Annotated in this window: 19 protein-coding genes and 2 pseudogenes; 18 read left to right on the top strand and 3 right to left on the bottom strand. The window is 71.0% G+C overall.

Features of this window, described 5'->3' with window-relative positions:
- Positions 1-101 precede the first annotated feature (101 nt).
- On the top strand, positions 102-734 hold the full coding sequence (locus ACFYPJ_RS32100; protein WP_389024805.1) for a DJ-1/PfpI family protein: 633 nt from the start codon (positions 102-104) through the stop codon (positions 732-734).
- Here ACFYPJ_RS32100 and ACFYPJ_RS32095 read toward each other — a convergent pair.
- Complete coding sequence (locus tag ACFYPJ_RS32095) at positions 721-1,476, bottom strand: enoyl-CoA hydratase/isomerase family protein (RefSeq protein WP_389024803.1); 756 nt, start codon at positions 1,474-1,476, stop codon at positions 721-723. The genes ACFYPJ_RS32100 and ACFYPJ_RS32095 overlap by 14 nt on opposite strands.
- A 223-nt stretch (positions 1,477-1,699) precedes the next feature.
- On the opposite strand from ACFYPJ_RS32095, the gene ACFYPJ_RS32090 reads away from it, so the two are divergent.
- Positions 1,700-2,194, top strand: a complete 495-nt coding sequence (locus ACFYPJ_RS32090) for an ATP-binding protein (RefSeq protein ID WP_389024945.1) — start codon at positions 1,700-1,702, stop codon at positions 2,192-2,194.
- Positions 2,195-2,200: 6 nt separating this feature from the next.
- On the opposite strand, the gene idi is transcribed toward ACFYPJ_RS32090, so the two are convergent.
- Together idi and ACFYPJ_RS32080 are read right to left on the bottom strand one after the other, a co-directional pair.
- Positions 2,201-2,794 (bottom strand): isopentenyl-diphosphate Delta-isomerase, encoded by a 594-nt coding sequence (idi, locus tag ACFYPJ_RS32085; protein ID WP_389024801.1) that lies wholly within the window; start codon positions 2,792-2,794, stop codon positions 2,201-2,203.
- A gap of 246 nt (positions 2,795-3,040) precedes the next feature.
- Positions 3,041-3,535 (bottom strand): annotated as a pseudogene (locus ACFYPJ_RS32080) (cation diffusion facilitator family transporter); the annotation flags it as partial.
- 511 nt (positions 3,536-4,046) lie between these two features.
- Between ACFYPJ_RS32080 and ACFYPJ_RS32075 the strand changes: the two are divergent.
- The 16 genes and pseudogenes from ACFYPJ_RS32075 to ACFYPJ_RS32000 form a co-directional block, all read left to right on the top strand.
- Positions 4,047-5,864, top strand: coding sequence for a DUF5941 domain-containing protein (locus ACFYPJ_RS32075; protein WP_389024799.1), 1,818 nt, complete (start codon positions 4,047-4,049; stop codon positions 5,862-5,864).
- Positions 5,861-6,622: a sugar phosphate nucleotidyltransferase gene (locus tag ACFYPJ_RS32070; RefSeq protein WP_389024797.1), complete on the top strand. Its 762-nt coding sequence runs from the start codon at positions 5,861-5,863 to the stop codon at positions 6,620-6,622. The genes ACFYPJ_RS32075 and ACFYPJ_RS32070 overlap by 4 nt, the downstream gene beginning before the upstream one ends.
- Positions 6,610-7,671, top strand: a complete 1,062-nt coding sequence (locus tag ACFYPJ_RS32065; protein ID WP_389024796.1) for an iron-containing alcohol dehydrogenase family protein — start codon at positions 6,610-6,612, stop codon at positions 7,669-7,671. Before ACFYPJ_RS32070 ends, ACFYPJ_RS32065 begins: the two co-directional genes overlap by 13 nt.
- Entirely contained in the window at positions 7,649-8,428 is a 780-nt protein-coding gene (locus ACFYPJ_RS32060; protein ID WP_389024794.1) for a CDP-alcohol phosphatidyltransferase family protein, read from the top strand. The genes ACFYPJ_RS32065 and ACFYPJ_RS32060 overlap by 23 nt, the downstream gene beginning before the upstream one ends.
- Before the next feature lie 23 nt (positions 8,429-8,451).
- Positions 8,452-9,324: a glycosyltransferase family 2 protein gene (locus ACFYPJ_RS32055; RefSeq protein WP_389024943.1), complete on the top strand. Its 873-nt coding sequence runs from the start codon at positions 8,452-8,454 to the stop codon at positions 9,322-9,324.
- 75 nt (positions 9,325-9,399) lie between these two features.
- Positions 9,400-10,329, top strand: a complete 930-nt coding sequence (locus ACFYPJ_RS32050) for an ABC transporter permease (protein ID WP_389024792.1) — start codon at positions 9,400-9,402, stop codon at positions 10,327-10,329.
- Entirely contained in the window at positions 10,322-11,110 is a 789-nt protein-coding gene (locus ACFYPJ_RS32045; protein ID WP_389024790.1) for an ABC transporter ATP-binding protein, read from the top strand. The genes ACFYPJ_RS32050 and ACFYPJ_RS32045 overlap by 8 nt, the downstream gene beginning before the upstream one ends.
- Before the next feature lie 374 nt (positions 11,111-11,484).
- Positions 11,485-12,372, top strand: a complete 888-nt coding sequence (gene hpnC, locus ACFYPJ_RS32040) for a squalene synthase HpnC (protein ID WP_389024788.1) — start codon at positions 11,485-11,487, stop codon at positions 12,370-12,372.
- Positions 12,369-13,319 (top strand): presqualene diphosphate synthase HpnD, encoded by a 951-nt coding sequence (gene hpnD / locus ACFYPJ_RS32035; protein ID WP_389024786.1) that lies wholly within the window; start codon positions 12,369-12,371, stop codon positions 13,317-13,319. Before hpnC ends, hpnD begins: the two co-directional genes overlap by 4 nt.
- Complete coding sequence (locus ACFYPJ_RS32030) at positions 13,319-13,462, top strand: DUF6380 family protein (protein ID WP_389024784.1); 144 nt, start codon at positions 13,319-13,321, stop codon at positions 13,460-13,462. The genes hpnD and ACFYPJ_RS32030 overlap by 1 nt, the downstream gene beginning before the upstream one ends.
- Complete coding sequence (hpnE, locus tag ACFYPJ_RS32025) at positions 13,459-14,886, top strand: hydroxysqualene dehydroxylase HpnE (protein ID WP_389024782.1); 1,428 nt, start codon at positions 13,459-13,461, stop codon at positions 14,884-14,886. Before ACFYPJ_RS32030 ends, hpnE begins: the two co-directional genes overlap by 4 nt.
- Positions 14,886-16,019 carry a polyprenyl synthetase family protein gene (locus ACFYPJ_RS32020; protein ID WP_389024780.1) on the top strand — a complete coding sequence of 378 codons (1,134 nt, stop codon included), beginning with the start codon at positions 14,886-14,888 and terminating at the stop codon, positions 16,017-16,019. The genes hpnE and ACFYPJ_RS32020 overlap by 1 nt, the downstream gene beginning before the upstream one ends.
- Positions 16,020-16,135: 116 nt before the next feature.
- Positions 16,136-18,166: a squalene--hopene cyclase gene (gene shc / locus ACFYPJ_RS32015; protein WP_389024778.1), complete on the top strand. Its 2,031-nt coding sequence runs from the start codon at positions 16,136-16,138 to the stop codon at positions 18,164-18,166.
- Positions 18,166-18,801 (top strand): 1-hydroxy-2-methyl-2-butenyl 4-diphosphate reductase, encoded by a 636-nt coding sequence (locus tag ACFYPJ_RS32010; RefSeq protein WP_389024776.1) that lies wholly within the window; start codon positions 18,166-18,168, stop codon positions 18,799-18,801. Before shc ends, ACFYPJ_RS32010 begins: the two co-directional genes overlap by 1 nt.
- A gap of 5 nt (positions 18,802-18,806) precedes the next feature.
- Positions 18,807-19,829, top strand: a complete 1,023-nt coding sequence (hpnH, locus tag ACFYPJ_RS32005; RefSeq protein ID WP_376533890.1) for an adenosyl-hopene transferase HpnH — start codon at positions 18,807-18,809, stop codon at positions 19,827-19,829.
- A 5-nt stretch (positions 19,830-19,834) separates the two neighbouring features.
- Positions 19,835-19,982: pseudogene (locus ACFYPJ_RS32000) on the top strand (4-hydroxy-3-methylbut-2-en-1-yl diphosphate synthase); the annotation flags it as partial.

Raw genomic sequence — 19,982 nt, 5'->3', positions numbered from 1 at the left:
GAGCACCGCACCTGGACGCGTCCCCGTGGGGAGTCCCGCGTACCCCGTACCCGTACCCGTACCCGTACTCCGTGCCGTACCCGTGCCTGGAAAGGGAACCCATGCAGATCGCCATCGTCCTCTACGACCGCTTCACCGCCCTGGACGCCGTCGGGCCCTACGACACGCTCGGCCGTCTCCCCGGCGCCGAGACCGTGTTCGTCGCCGAGCGCACCGGACCCGTGCGCAACGAGACGGGGAACCTTGCCCTCACGGCCGACCGGACGCTCGCCGACGTGCCGGACCCCGACATCGTGATCGTGCCCGGCGGCCCCGGCCAGACCCCGCAGATGGACAACGCGGTCCTCCTGGACTGGCTGCGGACCGCCGACGCCACCAGCACCTGGACGACCTCGGTGTGCACCGGCTCGCTGCTGCTCGCCGCCGGGCTGCTCGACGGCCGGCGTGCCACCTCGCACTGGCTGGCGCTCGACGCCCTGACGGGGTTCGGAGTGCGGCCGACGGGGGAGCGGGTCGTCTTCGACGGCAAGTACGTCACCGCGGCCGGCGTCTCCTCCGGCATCGACATGGGTCTCGCCCTGCTGGGCCGGATCGCCGGGGACGAACAGGCGCAGGCGGTGCAGCTGCTGACGGAGTACGACCCGCAGCCGCCCTACGACGCGGGCTCCCCGGAGAAGGCGCCCGCCCACCTCGTCGAGGGATTCCGCGCCGGCAGCCGCTTCAGCGTGGCGTAGACACGCTGAAGGTGAAGCGCGGCGGGCGGCGCTCCAGGAACGCGGCGACGCCCTCCGCGGTGTCGCTGCTGCCGTCTGCCTGCTGCGCCCAGTGGCCGTCCCGGTCGGTGCGGCCGTTCGCGAACTCCTTGGCCGCGGCCTGCGTCAGCTGCGACCGGGAGGCCAGGAGCCGGCCGAACTCCGCCACCCGCTTGTCCAGTTCGCCCTCCGGCAGCACCTCGTCGACGAGGCCCGTGCGCAGGGCCCGGTCCGTGTCGATCAGCTCGCCCGAGAACAGCAGGTACTTGGCGGTGGCGGGACCCACCAGCGACATCAGCCGCCGGGTCGCGGACGCCGGATAGACGATGCCGAGCTTCGCCGGAGTCACCCCGAACAGCGCCCCGGCCTCGGCGAACCGCAGGTCGCAGGCCGCCGCGAGCTGCGCCCCGCCGCCCACGCAGTGACCCCGCACGGCCGCGAGCGCCGGCTTCGGGAACGCGGCGAGCGCTTCCTCGGCGGCCACGGCGAGCCGCTGCGCCTCCTCGGGTGAGTCCTGGAGGGTGGAGATGTCGGCCCCGGCGCAGAAGGTGCCGCCCTCGCCGGTGAGCACCAGCGCCCGCACGCCCGGATCGGCGGCCAGGGCGTCGAGCAGTGGCGGCAGCGACCGCCACATGGCGGCCGTCATGGCGTTGCGTTTGGCCGGGTGGTGGACCACGACGGTGGCGACCGAGTCGGTGACCGAGTGCAACAGCTGGGGCTCCATGAGCCGGATGCTATCGGGCGTGGTCGGACGAGCCGTACAAACGGAAGAGTTCGCGAAGACAGCCTGCGGACGACAGGAGCAGTCCCGCACCTGACCAGGTCATACGCCAACGGTCAGAAACGCTCGATAGCAGCTGATTTGACGTCACTGCGGTGGACCGGAGCGGAGCGTTGCCAACACTCGACGTGTGGTGACAATCGAGCGCAAGGGTGGCGACCGGACCATGGACGATGATGGGCGCGGGTGCGGCCCGCGCCCCGGGCGGGACGACCGGCGATCGCCGGATCCACTGCCGTACGAAGGAGTCTGGCGGTTCACCGCCCCCGCCGTCGACGCGTCGGTGCCGCAGGCGCGACACGCCGTACGGGACCTGCTCGCCCGCCAGGGTGTGCCGGTCTCGCAGGACCTGGTCCACGGGCTGTTGCTGATCGTGTCCGAACTGGTCACCAACGCGGTCAAACACGCGGCGCTGCTGTCGCCGATGCTCGCCGTGGAGGTCGCCGTCGGCGCGGAGTGGGTGCGCGTGGCGGTGGAGGACAGTCATCCCTACCGCCCGACGGCCCTGGAGGCCGATCACGGCCAGACCGGCGGGCGAGGACTGCTCCTGGTGCGTGAGACGGCCAGGGAGGCGGGCGGCACGCTCGACGTGGCGCACACCGCGAGCGGCGGCAAGGTGATCTGGGCCGCCCTGCCGCTCACCTCCGTGCGGCCGCGGTGAGGTGGCTCACCAGCCCGCGGAATCCCCGGTCAACTCCCTGATCGCGGGCCGGGCCGCGTCCAGGACGGTCATGAACCAGGTGGAGAAAGTGTCCCGCGCGTGCCGTTCCGCCAGCTCGGCCGGGGTGACGAAGGCGGTCGCCGCGACCTCCTCCGGGTCCGGCGCCGCCGTGGCCTGCACCAGGCCGACGAACAGGTGGTTGTACTCCTGCTCGACCAGGCCCGAGGCGGGATCCGGGTGGTTGTAGCGCACCGTGCCCGCCTCCGCGAGCAACGACGGCGACACCCCCAGCTCCTCATGGGTGCGCCGGGCCGCCGCCGCCAACGGCGCCTCGCCCGGGTAGGGGTGGCCGCAGCAGGTGTTGGACCACACACCCGGGGAGTGGTACTTGCCGAGCGCCCGCTGCTGGAGCAGCAGCCGGCCGTGCTTGTCGAAGAGGAACACCGAGAAGGCGCGGTGCAGCTGTCCCGGCGACTGATGGGCGGCGAGCTTCTCCGCCGTGCCGATCGTCACACCCTTCTCGTCGACCAGTTCGAGCAAAATCGCCTCTGCGGTGCCGTTCGACGAACTGTGCGTCGTGCTGGCCGGTGTGATCGACATAACCATCCTTCGCCTCGGTCTTCGCACCCCAAGTCTGCCGTACGAACCCGGCACTCCCGGCACTTCCCGGCACGTCCGCATGTCCCGCGCGCGGGACGGACCGCGGCCGCTCCGGGAGCCGGAAGGGGGACCCGGTAGACGATCGTGCCCGACGCGTCCGACCGGGAACCGCCCTGGGGCGTCGAACACCCGATCGAAGGGTGTGCCGGACCGCCGGCCCAGGCAGAGTGCGGTCCGGGGTGTGCGTCACAGGCACACTTCCGCCTCGTGCGCCACGTGTCCACCCGGCTCCAGCTGGAAGGTGCAGTGTGCCACGCCGAAGTGGCGCCCGAGACAGCCCTGCAGGTCGTGCAGTGCCTTCTCGTGCCCGACGGCGCTGAGTGTGTCCGAGCGCACGACCACGTGTGCGGAGACCACCGGCAGGCCGGAGGTGATCGTCCAGGCGTGCAGGTCGTGGACGTCCTCCACGTCGTCCAGCGCCAGGATGTGCGCACGCACCCGCGCCATGTCGACGCCCTTCGGCGCCGCCTCCAGTAGCACGTCCAAGGTCTCGCGCAGCAGCTTCACCGTACGCGGGACGATCATCGGGCCGATGACCAGCGACGCGATCGGGTCCGCGGGCTGCCAGCCGGTGGCCAGGATCAGCGCGGCCGAGACGAGCACCGCGAGCGAGCCCAGGGCGTCCGCGGCCACCTCCAGGAACGCGCCGCGCACGTTCAGGCTCTCCTGTCGTCCCCGCAGTGAACTACGGGTGGGGGGTATCCGGCAATGCGGCACTGAACACCGTTGTCGTCTGCTCTGACCTGCGAAAATGAAGTTCGGGTCACAAGGTGGCTCCAGTACTCAGAGGGATGTGCCGGCACGCAACGGGAGGTCCACCGCCGCCGCCCCGTCGGCTGCGGGCGGCTCAGGTGTGTCCGGCCCCGTCGGCGGGCCGGCCGACGGACCTTCGTCCCTTGTACGGTCACCCCCCTTGTACAGATACATACGGAACATCTGCTGTGCCCGCCCATGCCTGTTCTGTGGGCACAACCGCGGGGCGTGGTTTGGCGGTCGGGCCTTGATCGCTGATGATGATCTCGGCAAAGGCCGGGTCGGTCCGCGTCGACCGGATCGTTAACGGCCGGTGAACAAGGCCCCCCAGGTATCCGATAACCTCTGCCGACATGCCGCCCGGGAGCCATGGACGAGCGGCGCCCCGACACAGCAGACGGCCGGCGCGGACGCGTCGGCACCCAGGGAGTGAGTTCGGTTGTCGACCGCCATCGTCACCGGTCAGCCGGTGCCCGGATCGTCGCTGGAGAACGATCTGCGGCTGCTGGGCTTCGAGGTGCGGTCGGCCGCCGACGCCGCCGACGCCGCGGCCCTCCTCGCGGCCGTACCGGCCGACCGCCGCGTGGCCCTCGTCGACGCCCGTTTCGTCGGCCACCCGCACGCGCTGCGCCTCGGCCTCACCGACCCCCGCTTCCCGCTCGCGGCCGTCGCGGGCGCCGTCACCGCCCAGCCGGCCGGCCGCGAGGCCCTGACCCGCGCGCTGGCCGGGCCGACCACGGCGGGCGGCGGCACGGCCCTGGCGGTCGACAGCCTCGCCGACCGGGTCGTCACCACCCTGGACGCCGAGGGCGCCGAGGTGCACCGCCCCGAGCTGGGCAGCCTGGTCGCCGCCGTCCCCGGCGACCCGCAGGCGCGCAACGAAGCACGGCAGGCCGTCGCCGCCGTCGACGACGAGGCGGTACGCCTGCGGTCGGCCGTGAAGGCCCGCGACGGCTTCTTCACCACGTTCTGCATCAGCCCGTACTCGCGCTACCTCGCCCGCTGGTGCGCCCGTCGCGGCCTGACCCCCAACCAGGTCACCACCGCCTCGCTGATCACCGCGCTGATCGCGGCGGGCAGCGCGGCCACCGGCACCCGCGGCGGCTTCGTCGCGGCCGGCCTCCTGCTGATCTTCTCCTTCGTGCTGGACTGCACCGACGGCCAGCTCGCCCGCTACTCGCTGCAGTACTCCACGCTCGGTGCCTGGCTGGACGCCACCTTCGACCGGGCCAAGGAGTACGCGTACTACGCGGGCCTCGCCCTCGGCGCGGCGCGCGGCGGCGACGACGTCTGGGCCCTCGCCCTCGGCGCGATGGTCCTGCAGACCTGCCGGCACGTCGTGGACTTCGCCTTCAACGAATCGAACGCCGGGGATCCGGCCGACACCGCCGACACCAGCCCCACCGCCGCCCTCTCGGGCCGGCTCGACAGCGTCGGCTGGACGGTGTGGCTGCGCCGGATGATAGTGCTGCCCATCGGCGAACGATGGGCCATGATCGCGGTCCTCACGGCCGTCACCACCCCTCGCATCACTTTCTACGTGCTGCTCATCGGCTGCGCCTTCGCCGCGACCTACACCACCGCGGGCCGGGTGCTGCGCTCCGTGGCCCGCAGGCGAGGGCGGACCGACCGGGCGGCCCGGGCGCTGGCGGACCTCGCGGACTCGGGCCCGCTCGCCCGTGCCTTCGCCCGCCTCGGCGGGCGCGGGCTGCCCGGCCTCGCCGTCCCCGCCGTCGCGCTGGCCGGCGGAGCCGTCGTGGTCTGCGCCGCCGCGCTGTCCGACTTCGGCAGCGCGCTGCCCGTGGCCGGAGCCGTCGTCTACGCCGTGACCTCGGGCCTCGTCGTCGCCCGCCCCCTCAAGGGCGCCCTCGACTGGCTGGTCCCGCCCTTCTTCCGGGCCGCCGAGTACGGCACCGTGCTCGTCCTCGCGGCCAAATCCGGGGTGAACGGAACCCTTCCTGCGGCTTTCGGCCTGGTGGCAGCCGTCGCCTACCATCACTACGACACGGTCTACCGGATCCGCGGTGACGCCGGAGTGCCGCCGGCCTGGCTGGTGCGCGTCATCGGGGGGCACGAGGGGCGGACGCTGCTCGTCACCGTCCTGGCCGTGCTGCTGACCGCCGCGCAGTTCAAGGTCGCGCTCACGGTCCTCGCCGTGGTCGTCGCCCTGCTGGTGCTCGCCGAGAGCATCCGCTTCTGGGTGGCCTCCCACCTGGGTGGCGCGCCCGCCGTACACGACGAAGGAGAAACCGCATGATCGGCCTCGTGCTCGCGGCCGGCGCCGGACGGCGCCTGCGGCCCTACACCGACAGCCTCCCCAAGGCTCTGGTGCCGGTGCGCAACGCGGCGCAGGAGGGCATAGAGGACCAGGTCACGGTGCTGGACCTCACCCTCGGCAACTTCGCCGAGATCGGCCTGACCGAGGCCGCGATCATCGTCGGGTACCGCAAGGAGGCCGTGTACGAGCGCAGGGCGGCCCTGGAGCGGAAATACGGCCTGAAGATCAACCTCATCGACAACGACAAGGCCGAGGAGTGGAACAACGCCTACTCCCTGTGGTGCGGCCGTGACGCCCTCAAGGACGGCGTGATCCTCGCCAACGGGGACACCGTCCACCCGGTCTCCGTCGAACGGACCCTGCTGGACGCCCGTGGCGGCGGCAAGAAGATCATCCTCGCCGTGGACACGGTGAAGTCGCTGGCCGACGAGGAGATGAAGGTCGTCGCCGACCCCGACCGGGGCATGCGGCGGATCACCAAGCTGATGGACCCGGCCGAGGCCACCGGCGAGTACATCGGCGTCACCCTCATCGAGGGCGACGCCGCCCCCGATCTGGCCGACGCGCTCAAGACCGTGTGGGAGACCGATCCGCAGCAGTTCTACGAGCACGGCTACCAGGAACTCGTCGACCGCGGTTTCCGGATCGACGTGGCTCCGATCGGCGACGTGAGCTGGGTCGAGATCGACAACCACGACGATCTCGCCCGGGGACGGGAGATCGCGTGCCAGTACTGACCCGGCTCATCCCCTCGCCGGTCGTGGTGGACATCCGCCCGGGTGCCCTCGACGACCTGGCCGGTGTACTGGCCGACGAACGCATCTCGCACTCCGGGCGGCTGGCCGTCGCCGTCAGCGGCGGCTCCGGCGCGCTGCTGCGCGAGCGGATCGCCCCCTCGCTGCCGGGCGCCTCCTGGTACGAGGTCGGCGGCGGCACCCTCGACGACGCGGTCCGGCTGGCCGGGGACATGCGGGCCGGCCGCTACGACGCGGTGGTGGGCCTCGGCGGCGGCAAGATCATCGACTGTGCCAAGTTCGCCGCGGCCCGGATCGGTCTGCCGCTGGTCGCCGTCCCGACGAACCTCGCGCACGACGGCCTGTGCTCGCCCGTCGCCACCCTCGACAACGACGCGGGCCGCGGCTCCTACGGCGTGCCCAACCCGATCGCGGTCGTCATCGACCTGGACGTGATCCACGAGGCTCCCGTCCGGTTCGTGCGCTCGGGCATCGGCGACGCGGTCTCCAACGTCAACGCGATCGCCGACTGGGAACTGTCGAACCGCGTCACCGGCGAGAAGATCGACGGCCTGGCCGCGGCGATGGCCCGGCAGGCCGGCGAGGCCGTGCTGCGGCACCCGGGCGGCATCGGCGACAACGACTTCCTCCAGGTGCTGGCCGAAGCGCTGGTCCTCAGCGGTATCGCGATGTCGGTGTCGGGCGACTCCCGCCCGTCCTCCGGCTCCTGCCACGAGATCAACCACGCCTTCGACCTGCTGTTTCCCCGGCGCGCGGCGAGCCACGGCGAGCAGTGCGGCCTGGGCGCGGCCTTCGCGATGTATCTGCGGGGGGCGCACGAGGAAGCGGCGTACATGGCCGAGGTGCTGCGCAGGCACGGCCTGCCGGTCCTGCCGCACGAGATCGGCTTCACGGCGGACGAGTTCGTCCGGGTCGTGGAGTTCGCTCCGGAGACCCGGCCCGGCCGCTACACCATCCTCGAACACCTCGACCTCAAAACCCATCAGATCAAGGACATCTACGTCGACTATGTCAAGGCCATCGGTAGCTGAACTGCGTACGGTCGTCCATCCCCCGGGGGTGAAGGACCGGCGCAGCGGTGAGCACTGGATGGGGCGCCTCTACATGCGCGAGGTGTCCCTGCGCGTGGACCGTTATCTGGTCACCACGCGGGTCACGCCCAACCAGCTCACCTACCTGATGACCGTCTTCGGCGTCCTCGCCGCCCCGGCCCTGCTGGTGCCGGGGATCGCCGGCGCCGTGCTCGGTGTGGTGGCGGTCCAGCTGTATCTGCTGCTGGACTGCGTCGACGGTGAGGTCGCCCGCTGGAAACAGCAGTACTCGCTCGGCGGGGTCTACCTGGACCGGGTGGGCGCCTACCTGACCGACGCCGCGGTCCTCGTCGGCCTCGGGCTGCGCGCCGCCGACCTGTGGGGCCCGGGTCGGATCGACTGGCTGTGGGCCTTCCTCGGGACGCTCGCCGCGCTCGGTGCGATCCTGGTCAAGGCCGAGACCGACCTCGTCGGCGTGGCCCGTCACCAGGGCGGGCTGCCCCCGGTCGCGGAATCCGCCGCCGAGCCGCGCTCGTCCGGCATGGCGCTGGCCCGCAGGGCCGCGGCGGCCCTCAAGTTCCACCGGCTGATCCTCGGGATCGAGGCGACCCTGCTGATCCTGGTCCTGGCCGTCGTGGACGAGAGCAGGGGCGATCTGTTCTTCACCCGGCTGGGCACCGCGGTGCTGGCCGGCATCGCGCTGGTGCAGACCCTGCTGCACCTGGTGTCCGTCCTGGCCTCCAGCAGGCTGCGGTGAGCGCCGTGGACACCTTCCCGTCGCTGCGGGTCGGCGCGGTGATCATCACCATGGGAAACCGCCCCGACGAACTGCGCGCCCTGCTCGACTCGGTCGCCAAACAGGACGGCGACCCGATCGCGGTGGTCGTCGTCGGCAACGGCTCGCCCGTGCCGGACGTCCCCGAGGGCGTACGCACCTTGGAACTGCCCGAGAACCTGGGCATACCGGGCGGGCGCAACGTGGGCATGGAAGCCTTCGGACCCGGCGGCCGCGACGTCGACATACTGCTCTTTCTCGACGACGACGGACTGCTCGCCCGCCACGACACCGCAGAGCTGTGCCGTGCGGCCTTCGCCGCGGACCCGCGGCTCGGTATCGTCAGCTTCCGCATCGCCGACCCGGAGACCGGCGAGACCCAGCGCCGGCACGTGCCGCGGCTGCGCGCCGCCGACCCGATGCGCTCCTCCCGGGTCACCACCTTCCTCGGCGGCGCCAACGCCGTCCGCACCGGGGTCTTCGCCGAGGTCGGCGGCCTGCCGGACGCGTTCTTCTACGCCCACGAGGAGACCGACCTGGCCTGGCGGGCCCTGGACGCGGGCTGGATGATCGACTACCGCTCCGACATGGTGCTGTACCACCCGACGACCGCCCCCTCCCGGCACGCGGTGTACCACCGCATGGTCGCCCGCAACCGGGTCTGGCTGGCCCGCCGCAACCTCCCCGCGCTCCTGGTCCCCGTGTACCTGGGGGTCTGGCTGCTGCTGACCCTGCTGCGCCGCCCCTCCCGTCCGGCCCTGCAGGCCTGGTTCGGCGGGTTCCGGGAGGGCTGGGCCACCGCGTGCGGGCCGCGCCGGCCCATGAAGTGGCGTACGGTGTGGCGGCTGACCCGACTGGGTCGGCCCCCGGTGATCTGACAAGCTCGGTTCCAGGGGGCCCGCGCGGCGCCCGGCCCCACTCGATGACGCACTCGGAGAGGAAAGTTTCCACGCGTGAGTGAGACAGCGCACGACGGCGGGATCGCGATGACCACGAGCCGGTCCTCCGACGAGGGACTGACGCCGGGGCAGCTCGCCGCCAAGTACGGGCTGACCGTGAGCGGCGCCCGGCCCTCGCTCGGTGCGTACGTCCGTATGCTCTGGGGGCGGCGGCACTTCATCCTCGCCTTCTCCCAGGCGAAGCTGACGGCCCAGTACAGCCAGGCCAAACTCGGCCAGGTGTGGCAGGTGGCCACCCCGCTGCTGAACGCGGCCGTCTACTACTTCATCTTCGGCCTGATCCTGCACGCCAGCCGGGGGATGTCGCACGACGTGTACATCCCGTTCCTGGTGACCGGCGTGTTCGTGTTCACCTTCACGCAGAGTTCGATCATGTCGGGCGTGCGCGCCATCTCCGGCAATCTGGGCCTGGTGCGCGCCCTGCACTTCCCGCGCGCCTCGCTGCCGATCTCCTTCGCGCTCCAGCAGCTCCAGCAGCTGCTGTTCTCGATGATCGTGCTGTTCGTGGTGGCGGTCGGCTTCGGCAGCTATCCCGGCCTGTCCTGGCTGCTGATCCTGCCGGCGCTCGCGCTGCAGTTCCTCTTCAACACCGGGCTGGCGCTGGTCATCGCCCGCCTGGGCGCCGGGACGCCGGACCTGGCGCAGCTGATGCCGTTCGTGCTGCGGACCTGGATGTACACCTCCGGTGTCATGTTCTCGATCAGCGCGACGCTCGAAGGCCGCCCCGAGTGGATCGTGCGTCTGCTCCAGGTCAATCCGGCCGCGGTCTACATGGACCTGATGCGCTTCGCGCTCATCGACGGCTACGACTCCTCGAATCTCCCGCCGCACGTCTGGGGCATCGCCCTGTGCTGGGCCCTGGCCGCCTTCGCCGGGGGGTTCGTGTACTTCTGGAAGGCGGAGGAGAGGTACGGCCGTGGCTGAGCAGAGTACCGGGCAACCCGTCCCGACCGTCATCGCGGAGGACCTGCACATCGTCTACCGAGTCAACGGCGCCCGTACCGGCCGGGGCAGCGCCACCGCCGCCCTCAGCCGCATCCTCGGGCGCGGCTCCGACGACACGGCGCGGGGTGTGCGCAAGGTGCACGCCGTACGCGGCGTGTCGTTCATCGCCTACCGGGGCGAGGCCGTCGGCCTGATCGGCTCCAACGGGTCGGGCAAGTCCACCCTGCTGCGGGCCATCGCCGGGCTGCTGCCCCCCGAGAGCGGCAAGGTCTACACCAACGGCCAGCCCTCGCTGCTCGGGGTGAACGCGGCCCTGATGAACGACCTGACCGGCGAGCGCAACGTCATCCTGGGCGGCCTGGCCATGGGCATGTCGCGCGAGGACGTCAGGGAGCGCTACCAGAACATCGTCGACTTCTCCGGCATCAACGAGAAGGGCGACTTCATCACCCTGCCCATGCGCACCTACTCCTCCGGCATGGCCGCCCGGCTGCGGTTCTCCATCGCCGCCGCCAAGGACCACGACGTCCTCATGATCGACGAGGCGCTGGCCACCGGCGACCGGTCCTTCCAGAAGCGCTCCGAGGCGCGCATCCGGGAGCTGCGCAAGGAAGCCGGCACCGTCTTTCTGGTCAGCCACAACAACAAGTCCATCCGTGACACCTGCAATCGGGTCCTGTGGTTGGAACGGGGTGAACTGCGGATGGACGGACCGACCGACGAGGTGCTCAAGGAGTACGAGAAGTTCACGGGCAAGTAGCCCGACACGCCCGGGGCCCCGCCGGAACCTTTCCGGCGGGGCCCTTCGTGTGCAAAAGAAACGTCAACTCGCAGTCCGTCAAGGAATCTTGGAAGCAATCGGTGTGTTGTTGTGATGCGCAGGACACCCCCGCGAACCTCGCTGCGTTGTACAACGTAAACTGTGTCGGTCCCGGAAAGTGGCAAGTGGGGCGATAATGCGCGACACCCTCCGCCGGGCGCCGTCACGGACGGCTGGGCGGCGTGTCCGAAATAGTGTGTATTGGTTTGGCAGTGTAGAACGGGAGATGTGACGGCAATGGCTACGGAAACTCCCCAGCTCAGCGCAGCATGTGCCGTCCGCGCCCCGGGCAGTGCCCGGTGACGGGATTCGACATGGCGCGCTCGGGAAGCCCGGAGCGCAGCACGCTCGACAAGGCCGCGGGAGAGAACTTCCCCGTGGCTCCGTTCTTCCTGCCCAGGCCCTGGCGCGACGACCTGATGGCGGTCTACGGCTTCGCCCGCCTCGTCGACGACATCGGCGACGGCGACCTCGCCCCGGGTGGTGCCGACGCCCGGCTGCTCGGCGTGTCGCCCGCGGACGCGGAGGACCGGCTCGTCCTCCTCGACGCCTTCGAGGCCGATCTGCGCCGCGTCTTCGACGCCACCCCGCGCCACCCGCTGCTGCGGCGCCTCCAGCCCACGGTGCGCCGCCGCTCCCTGACCCCCGAACCCTTCCTCGGCCTGATCGCGGCCAACCGCCAGGACCAGCTCGTCAAGCGGTACGAGACCTACGACGACCTCCTCGCGTACTGCGAACTGTCCGCCAACCCCGTCGGCCGCCTCGTCCTCGCCGTCACCGGCACCTCGACCCCCGAGCGGATCCGTCTCTCCGACTTGATCTGCACCGCGCTGCAGATCGTCGAACACCTCCAGGACGTGGCCGAGGACTTCGGCCGCGACCGGATCTATCTGCCGGCCGAGGACATGAAGCGTTTTCATGTCCAGGAGGCGGATCTCGCCGCGAAGACCACGGGCGCATCCGCGCGCGCCCTGGTTGCGTACGAAGTCCAACGCGCCCGCGACCTCCTGAATGAAGGCGCCCCCCTTGTGGGTAGCGTCCACGGAAGGTTGAAGCTGCTGCTCGCGGGATTCGTGGCGGGGGGGAGGGCGGCGATCCGAGCGATCGTCGCTGCCGAATACGACGTACTTCCCGGCCCGCCCAAGCCCGGCAAGGTCCAGTTGCTGCGCGAGGTGGGCGTGACTCTGCGAGGAGAGGGGTGATCCGGGCTGTGGAGTCGGAAGCGAACGTGTCCGCACCGGTACTCGCCGCCTATAGCTACTGCGAGGCCGTGACCGGGCAGCAGGCCCGTAACTTCGCGTACGGCATCAGGCTGCTGCCGACGCCCAAGCGGCGCGCGATGTCGGCGCTGTACGCCTTTTCCCGGCGTGTCGACGACATCGGCGACGGTGAGCTGGCGGACGACGTCAAGGCCACGCGGCTCGACGAGACCCGGGCGCTGCTCGCCCGGGTCCGCGCGGGCGAGGTCGCCGAGGACGACACCGACCCGGTCGCCGTGGCTCTCGACCATGCCGCGCGGGTGTTCCCGATTCCGCTCGGGGGCCTCGACGAGCTCATCGACGGCGTGCAGATGGACGTCCGCGGTGAGACATATGAGACCTGGGACGACCTGAAGGTGTACTGCCGCTGCGTGGCCGGGGCCATCGGCCGGCTCTCGCTCGGCATGTTCGGTACCGAACCGGGAGCGCGCGGCGTCGAGCGCGCGTCCGAGTACGCCGACACACTGGGTCTCGCCCTGCAACTGACCAACATCCTCCGGGACGTCCGGGAGGACGCCGAGGGCGGCCGTACCTATCTGCCGGCCGATGACCTCGCCAAGTTCGGCTGCTCGGCCGGGTTCAACGGACCGACGCCGCCGGAGGGTTCCGACTTCGCGGGTCTCGTGCACTTCGAGGTGCGCCGGGCCCGGGCCCTTTTCGCCGAGGGCTACCAGCTGCTGCCCATGCTCGACCGGCGCAGCGGTGCGTGCGTCGCCGCCATGGCCGGGATCTACCGCCGGCTGCTCGACCGCATCGAGCGCGAGCCCGAGGCCGTGCTGCGCGGCCGGGTCTCGCTGCCCGGGCACGAGAAGGCGTATGTCGCCGTGCGCGGACTGTCCGGACTCGACGCCCGGCACGTGGCCCGGCAGACCGTCAGGAGGCGTGCCTGATGGACCCGAGAGGACAGGAAGACCCCGGTGACTCCGCCGGGGAACGAGCAACCTTCCGATGCGGCGTGGCGTCCCTGACTGAGATGGCCCGCCGCGTCCCGTACCACTGGCGTGGCGGGCGGGCACGGGAGGACGCGCGATGACCGGAGGGAAGCAGCCCGAGGGACCGCAGGCGGACATCCCGGGGCGCACCGGGCGCAGTGCCGTCGTGGTCGGCGGCGGTCTCGCCGGTGTCACGGCCGCGCTCGCGCTCGCGGACGCAGGCGTCCGCGTCACCCTGCTGGAGAGCAGACCGAGACTGGGCGGTCTCGCCTTCTCCTTCCAACGCGGCGACCTGACCGTGGACAACGGCCAGCACGTGTACCTGCGCTGCTGCACCGCCTACCGCTGGTTCCTCGACCGGATCGGGGGAGCGGAACTGGCACCGGTGCAGAACCGCCTCGACGTACCCGTCCTCGATCTCGCCAGACCCGAGGGACGGCGGCTCGGCAGACTGCGGCGCGATCCGCTGCCCGTACCCCTGCATCTGGGCCGGAGTCTGGCCGCGTATCCGCACCTGTCGCTCGCCGACCGGGCCAGGGTGGGGCGTGCCGCGCTCGCGCTCAAGGGACTCGACCTCGCCGATCCGACCCTGGACACACAGGACTTCGGCGGCTGGCTGGCCGCTCACGGCCAGTCGGCGCGCGCCGTCGAGGCCCTCTGGGACCTGGTCGGGGTCGCCACCCTCAACGCGGTCGCGGGCGACGCCTCGCTGGGGCTCGCCGCGATGGTGTTCAAGACCGGTCTGCTGTCCGACCCGGGAGCCGCCGACATCGGCTGGGCACACGTACCCCTGGGAGAACTGCACGACCGTCTGGCCCGCAAGGCGCTCGACTCCGCGGGCGTCCGTACCGAGATCCGTGCACGTGTCACCTCCGTCTCCACCCATGAGAACGGTGGATGGAGCGTTCAGGTTCCCGGTGAGACGCTGCGTTGCGACGCGGTCGTGCTCGCCGTGCCCCAGCGCGAGGCCCACGGTCTGCTCCCGCCCGGTGCCCTCGACGACCCCGAGCGCCTGCTGCAGATCGGCACCGCGCCCATCCTCAACGTCCATGTGATCTACGACCGCACGGTGCTGAAGAAGCCGTTCTTCGCAGCCCTCGGCACCCCGGTGCAGTGGGTCTTCGACCGCACCCACGCCTCCGGGCTGCGCACCGGCCAGTATCTGGCCTTGTCCCAGTCGGCCGCGCAGGACGAGATCGACACCCCCGTGGCCGAGCTGCGCGAGCGCTACCTGCCCGAACTGGAGCGGCTGCTCCCCGGCGCGCGCCGGGCGGAAGTGACGGACTTCTTCGTGACCCGTGAGCGCACGGCGACGTTCGCCCCCACCCCGGGCGTCGGACGGCTGCGGCCCGGCGCCCGTACCAATGCCCCCGGCCTCTGGCTGGCCGGAGCGTGGACCGCCACCGGGTGGCCCGCGACCATGGAGAGTGCGGTCCGCAGCGGTGTGAACGCCGCCGACGGGGTGCTCAGCGCCCTGGGCCGGCCCCGCCCGAGTCACCTCTTCGCGTTCGAGGAGGCGGCCTGATGCCCGATCAGCATGCGGCAGCCCCCCGCACCCCCCGTACTGCAAGAAGAGGAGAGACCGTGCCCACTGTGCCCGAGGCCGAGACGGCCGCTCAAGCGACCGCGGTCGATGTGATCGCGCTCCTGGAGCGCGGCCGGACCCTGGCCACACCGGTACTGCGGGCGGCCGTCGACCGCCTGGCCCCGCCCATGGACACCGTGGCCGCCTATCACTTCGGCTGGATCGACGCCCAGGGCAACCCCGCCGAATCCGACGGCGGAAAGGCCGTGCGCCCCGCTCTCGCCGTGCTGTCCGCCGAGGTCGCCGGCGGTGCGCCGGAGACCGGTATCCCCGGCGCGGTCGCCGTGGAACTGGTCCACAACTTCTCGTTGCTGCACGACGACCTGATGGACGGCGACGAACAGCGTCGGCACCGCGACACCGTCTGGAAGGTGCACGGCCCCGCCCAGGCAATCCTGGTCGGCGACGCCCTGTTCGCCCTCGCCAACGAGATCCTGCTGGAACTGGCCACGGTCGAGGCGGGCCGTGCCACCCGCCGGCTGACCACCGCCACCCGGGCCCTGATCGACGGTCAGGCACAGGACATCTCCTACGAGCACCGCGACCGCGTCAGCGTCCCGGAGTGCCTGGAGATGGAGGGCAACAAGACCGGAGCCCTGCTCGCCTGCGCCTCCTCCATCGGCGCGGTGCTCGGCGGCGCGGACGACCGCACCGCCGACACCCTGGAGAAGTACGGCTACCACCTCGGCCTGTCCTTCCAGGCCGTCGACGACCTGCTCGGCATCTGGGGCGACCCGGAGTCCACCGGCAAGCAGACCTGGAGCGACCTGCGCCAGCGCAAGAAATCCCTGCCGGTCGTGGCCGCGCTCGCGGCGGGCGGCACCGCCTCGGAGCGGCTCGGCGAGATGCTTGCCGCCGACGCCAAGAGCAGCGACTTCGAGAACTTCTCCGAGGCGGAGTTCGCGGCCCGTGCAGCCCTCATCGAGGAAGCGGGCGGCCGTGAGTGGACCGCCGAAGAGGCACGCCGCCAGTACACCATCGCCATCGATGCTCTGAACGCCATCGACATGCCCGAGTCGGTTCGGGCCCGGTTCACAGCGCTCGCCGACTTCGTAGTAGTCCGAAAGAGATGATCACTATCAGTCCAATGACCCTCGCGTAGTCGCCGGCCGGTGTCGCGGGATGACAGACATCGGCCGACGGCGGACCCACAGCAGCATGACTTGCAGGACTGCAAGAAGGGGAAGCCATGACAGCGACGACCGACGGAAGTACCGGGGCGACCATGCCGCCCCGCGCTGCCTCGGCCAGCGAAGTCCAGTTCACGACCCCCGCGGCGGACGGGGTAAAAAACGCCGCCACTCGCGCCGTACAGCGCGCCACCGACTTCCTGCTCACGCAGCAGGACGCCGAGGGCTGGTGGAAGGGCGACCTCGAAACGAACGTCACCATGGACGCCGAGGATCTGCTCCTGCGCCAGTTCCTGGGCATCCGCGACGAGGCGACGACGCTCGGTGCGGCTCTCTACATCCGCGACGAACAACGCGCGGACGGCGCCTGGGCCACCTTCTACGGCGGCCCCGGGGAACTCTCGACCACCATCGAGGCGTACGTAGCCCTCCGGCTGGCCGGCGACGCGCCCGACGCACCGCACATGGCCAAGGCGTCCGCCTGGATCCGGGAGCGGGGCGGCATCGCCGCCGCCCGTGTCTTCACACGGATCTGGCTGGCCCTGTTCGGCTGGTGGAAGTGGGAGGACCTGCCGGAGCTGCCGCCCGAGCTCATGTACTTCCCGAAGTGGTTCCCGCTGAACATCTACAACTTCGGATCCTGGGCGCGGCAGACCATCGTGCCGCTCACCATCGTCTCGGCGAAGCGCCCGGTGCGCCCGGCGCCGTTCCCGCTGGACGAGCTGCACACCGACCCGGACCGTCCCAACCCGCCGCAGCCGCTTGCTCCGGCACTGAGCTGGGACGGCCTGTTCCAGCGGCTGGACAAGGTGGTGCGCGGCTACCGCTCGATCGCCGTGCGCCGGCTGCGCGGCGCCGCGATGAACTCCGCGGCCCGCTGGATCATCGAGCGGCAGGAGAACGACGGCTGCTTCGGCGGTATCCAGCCGCCGGCCGTGTACTCGGTCATCGCCCTGCACCTGCTGGGCTACGACCTCGAACACCCGGTGATGCGGGCGGGCCTTCAGTCGCTGGACCAGTACGCCGTGTGGCGCGAGGACGGCTCCCGGATGATCGAGGCATGCCAGTCCCCGGTGTGGGACACCTGTCTGGCCGTGATCGCCCTCGCCGACGCGGGCCTGTCCGCCGATCACCCGCAGCTCGTCAAGGCCGCCGACTGGATGCTCGGCGAGGAGATTGTGCGGCCCGGCGACTGGTCCGTCAAACGGCCCGGACTCCCGCCGAGCGGGTGGGCGTTCGAGTTCCACAACGACAACTACCCCGACACCGACGACACCGCCGAGGTGCTGCTCGCCCTGCGCCGGGTCAGACACCACGACCCGGACCGCATCGAGAAGGCCATCGGACGCGGGGGGCGCTGGCTGTTCGGCATGCAGTCGAAGAACGGCGCGTGGGGCGCCTTCGACGCCGACAACACCAGCCCGTTCCCCAACCGGCTGCCGTTCTGCGACTTCGGCGAGGTCATCGACCCGCCGTCGGCCGACGTCACCGCGCACGTCGTCGAGATGCTCGCGGTCGAGGGCCTGGCCGACGACCCGCGCACCCGGCGCGGCGTCGACTGGCTGCTGGCCGAACAGGAACCGGAGGGCTCCTGGTTCGGCCGCTGGGGCGTCAACTACCTCTACGGCACCGGATCCGCGGTGCCCGCGCTGGTCGCGGCCGGGCTGCCCACCTCGCACCCGGCGATCCGGCGCGCGGTCTCCTGGCTGGAGTCGACCCAGAACGACGACGGCGGCTGGGGCGAGGATCTCCGCTCCTACGACGACGTCAAGGGCTGGAGCGGGCGCGGCGACTCGACCGCCTCACAGACCGGGTGGGCGCTGATGGCCTTGCTGGCGGCGGGGGAGAAGGAGTCCAAGACCGTCGAGCGCGGCGTCGAGTGGCTGGCCGGCACCCAGCGTGAGGACGGCTCCTGGGACGAGCCGTACTTCACGGGCACCGGCTTCCCCTGGGACTTCTCCATCAACTACCACCTGTACCGGCAGGTGTTCCCGCTCACCGCGCTCGGCCGGTACGTGCACGGCGAGCCCTTCACCGACCGGGGCGCCGGGGCGGCCGGAGCGCCCCGCGCCGACGGCGAGGGGGGCTGATGAGTACCCAGCCCGCCCCGCTGCTGATCGCCTGCGCGCTCGGCATCGAGCACTTCGCTCTGCGCGCGGGCGAGCGCGGCGGGGCCGGCGGGCCGGTCACGGTCCTGCGGACCGGCATGGGGCCGAGGGCGGCGGAACGCTCCGTCGCCCGGGCCCTCGCCGATCCGGCGCTCGCCGGGGCCGCCGTGGTGGCCACCGGCTTCTGCGCGGGCCTCGCCCCCGGTATGCACCCCGGCGACCTGGTCGTCGCCGAGGAGACCCGGGACCCGCGGGGCGACGTCCCCTGCGCGGGGACCGACCTGCTGGTCAAGGAGCTGACCCGGACCGTGCCCGGACGCACGGTCCACACCGGCCCGCTCACCGGCTCGGACCACGTGGTCCGGGGCAACGAGCGGTCGGACCTCCTCGACACGGGTGCGATCGCGGTCGACATGGAGTCGGCCGCCACGCTCCTGAGCGCCGTGCGGACGGGCGAGCGCCCCGTCGCTGCCGTACGGGTGGTCGTGGACGCTCCGGAACATGAACTCGTCCGGATCGGCACGGTGCGCGGTGGAATATCTGCATTCCGTGTTCTTCGCTCTGTCCTGCCTGCATTTCTTGAATGGCACCGTTCTTTGCTGCTCCCTCGGAGGTGAGCCAGATGGCCATGCCACTGCGCCAGTCCATCAAGGTCGCTACGTACCTGGCTGAACAGAAATTCCGCAAGCGCGACAAGTTTCCGCTCATCGTCGAGCTGGAACCGCTGTTCGCCTGCAACCTCAAGTGCGAGGGTTGCGGCAAGATCCAGCACCCGGCCGGGGTGCTCAAGCAGCGTATGCCGGTGGCCCAGGCCGTCGGCGCGGTGCTGGAGTCCGGTGCGCCGATGGTGTCGATCGCCGGCGGCGAGCCTCTGATGCACCCGCAGATCGACGAGATCGTGCGGCAGCTGGTGGCCAAGCGGAAATTCGTCTTCCTGTGCACCAACGCCATGCTGCTGCGCAAGAAGATGGACAAGTTCACGCCCTCGCCCTACTTCGCCTTCGCCGTGCACATCGACGGGCTGCGTGAACGGCACGACGAGTCCGTTGCCAAGGAAGGCGTGTTCGACGAGGCCGTGGCGGCGATCAAGGAGGCCAAGCGGCGCGGCTTCCGGGTCACCACCAACTCGACCTTCTTCAACACGGACACCCCGCAGACGATCGTCGAGGTGCTCAACTTCCTCAACGACGACCTCCAGGTCGACGAGATGATGATCTCGCCCGCCTACGCCTACGAGAAGGCCCCCGACCAGGAGCACTTCCTCGGCGTCGAGCAGACCCGCGAACTGTTCAAGAAGGCGTTCTCGGGCGGCAACCGGCGGCGCTGGCGGCTCAACCACTCGCCCCTCTTCCTGGACTTCCTGGAGGGCAAGGTCGACTTCCCGTGCACGGCGTGGGCGATCCCGAACTACTCCCTCTTCGGCTGGCAGCGCCCCTGCTACCTGATGAGCGACGGCTATGTGCCGACGTACCGCGAACTGATCGAGAAGACCGACTGGGACAAGTACGGCCGCGGCAAGGACCCGCGCTGCGCCAACTGCATGGCGCACTGCGGCTACGAGCCCACCGCCGTCCTCGCCACCATGGGATCGCTCAAGGAGTCGCTGCGCGCCATGCGTGAGACGGTCTCCGGGAACCGGGAGTGACACGTATGACCGCAATTTCCCTCGGTGTTCCCGAGATCCCGCCCCGGCCGATCGCCGTGCGCCGCGTGTCGCGGCAGATCCATGTCGGTTCGGTGGCGGTGGGCGGGGATGCGCCTGTCTCGGTCCAGTCGATGACGACGACGCGTACGTCGG

Origin of the sequence: Streptomyces sp. NPDC006012 (assembly GCF_042871185.1) — a bacterium.
Taxonomy (GTDB): domain Bacteria; phylum Actinomycetota; class Actinomycetes; order Streptomycetales; family Streptomycetaceae; genus Streptomyces.
This window is presented reverse-complemented; position numbering and strand designations above follow the sequence as displayed.

Bases quoted from the DNA above. Each gene is read 5' to 3' on its own strand.
- ACFYPJ_RS32100 (WP_389024805.1), top strand. From the start codon at position 102: ATGCAGATCGCCATCGTCCTCTACGACCGCTTCACCGCCCTGGACGCC.
- ACFYPJ_RS32095 (WP_389024803.1), bottom strand. From the start codon at position 1,476: ATGGAGCCCCAGCTGTTGCACTCGGTCACCGACTCGGTCGCCACCGTC.
- ACFYPJ_RS32090 (WP_389024945.1), top strand. From the start codon at position 1,700: ATGGACGATGATGGGCGCGGGTGCGGCCCGCGCCCCGGGCGGGACGAC.
- idi (WP_389024801.1), bottom strand. From the start codon at position 2,794: ATGTCGATCACACCGGCCAGCACGACGCACAGTTCGTCGAACGGCACC.
- ACFYPJ_RS32070 (WP_389024797.1), top strand. From the start codon at position 5,861: ATGATCGGCCTCGTGCTCGCGGCCGGCGCCGGACGGCGCCTGCGGCCC.
- ACFYPJ_RS32060 (WP_389024794.1), top strand. From the start codon at position 7,649: ATGTCAAGGCCATCGGTAGCTGAACTGCGTACGGTCGTCCATCCCCCG.
- hpnC (WP_389024788.1), top strand. From the start codon at position 11,485: ATGGCGCGCTCGGGAAGCCCGGAGCGCAGCACGCTCGACAAGGCCGCG.
- ACFYPJ_RS32030 (WP_389024784.1), top strand. From the start codon at position 13,319: ATGGACCCGAGAGGACAGGAAGACCCCGGTGACTCCGCCGGGGAACGA.
- hpnE (WP_389024782.1), top strand. From the start codon at position 13,459: ATGACCGGAGGGAAGCAGCCCGAGGGACCGCAGGCGGACATCCCGGGG.
- ACFYPJ_RS32020 (WP_389024780.1), top strand. From the start codon at position 14,886: ATGCCCGATCAGCATGCGGCAGCCCCCCGCACCCCCCGTACTGCAAGA.
- shc (WP_389024778.1), top strand. From the start codon at position 16,136: ATGACAGCGACGACCGACGGAAGTACCGGGGCGACCATGCCGCCCCGC.
- ACFYPJ_RS32010 (WP_389024776.1), top strand. From the start codon at position 18,166: ATGAGTACCCAGCCCGCCCCGCTGCTGATCGCCTGCGCGCTCGGCATC.
- hpnH (WP_376533890.1), top strand. From the start codon at position 18,807: ATGGCCATGCCACTGCGCCAGTCCATCAAGGTCGCTACGTACCTGGCT.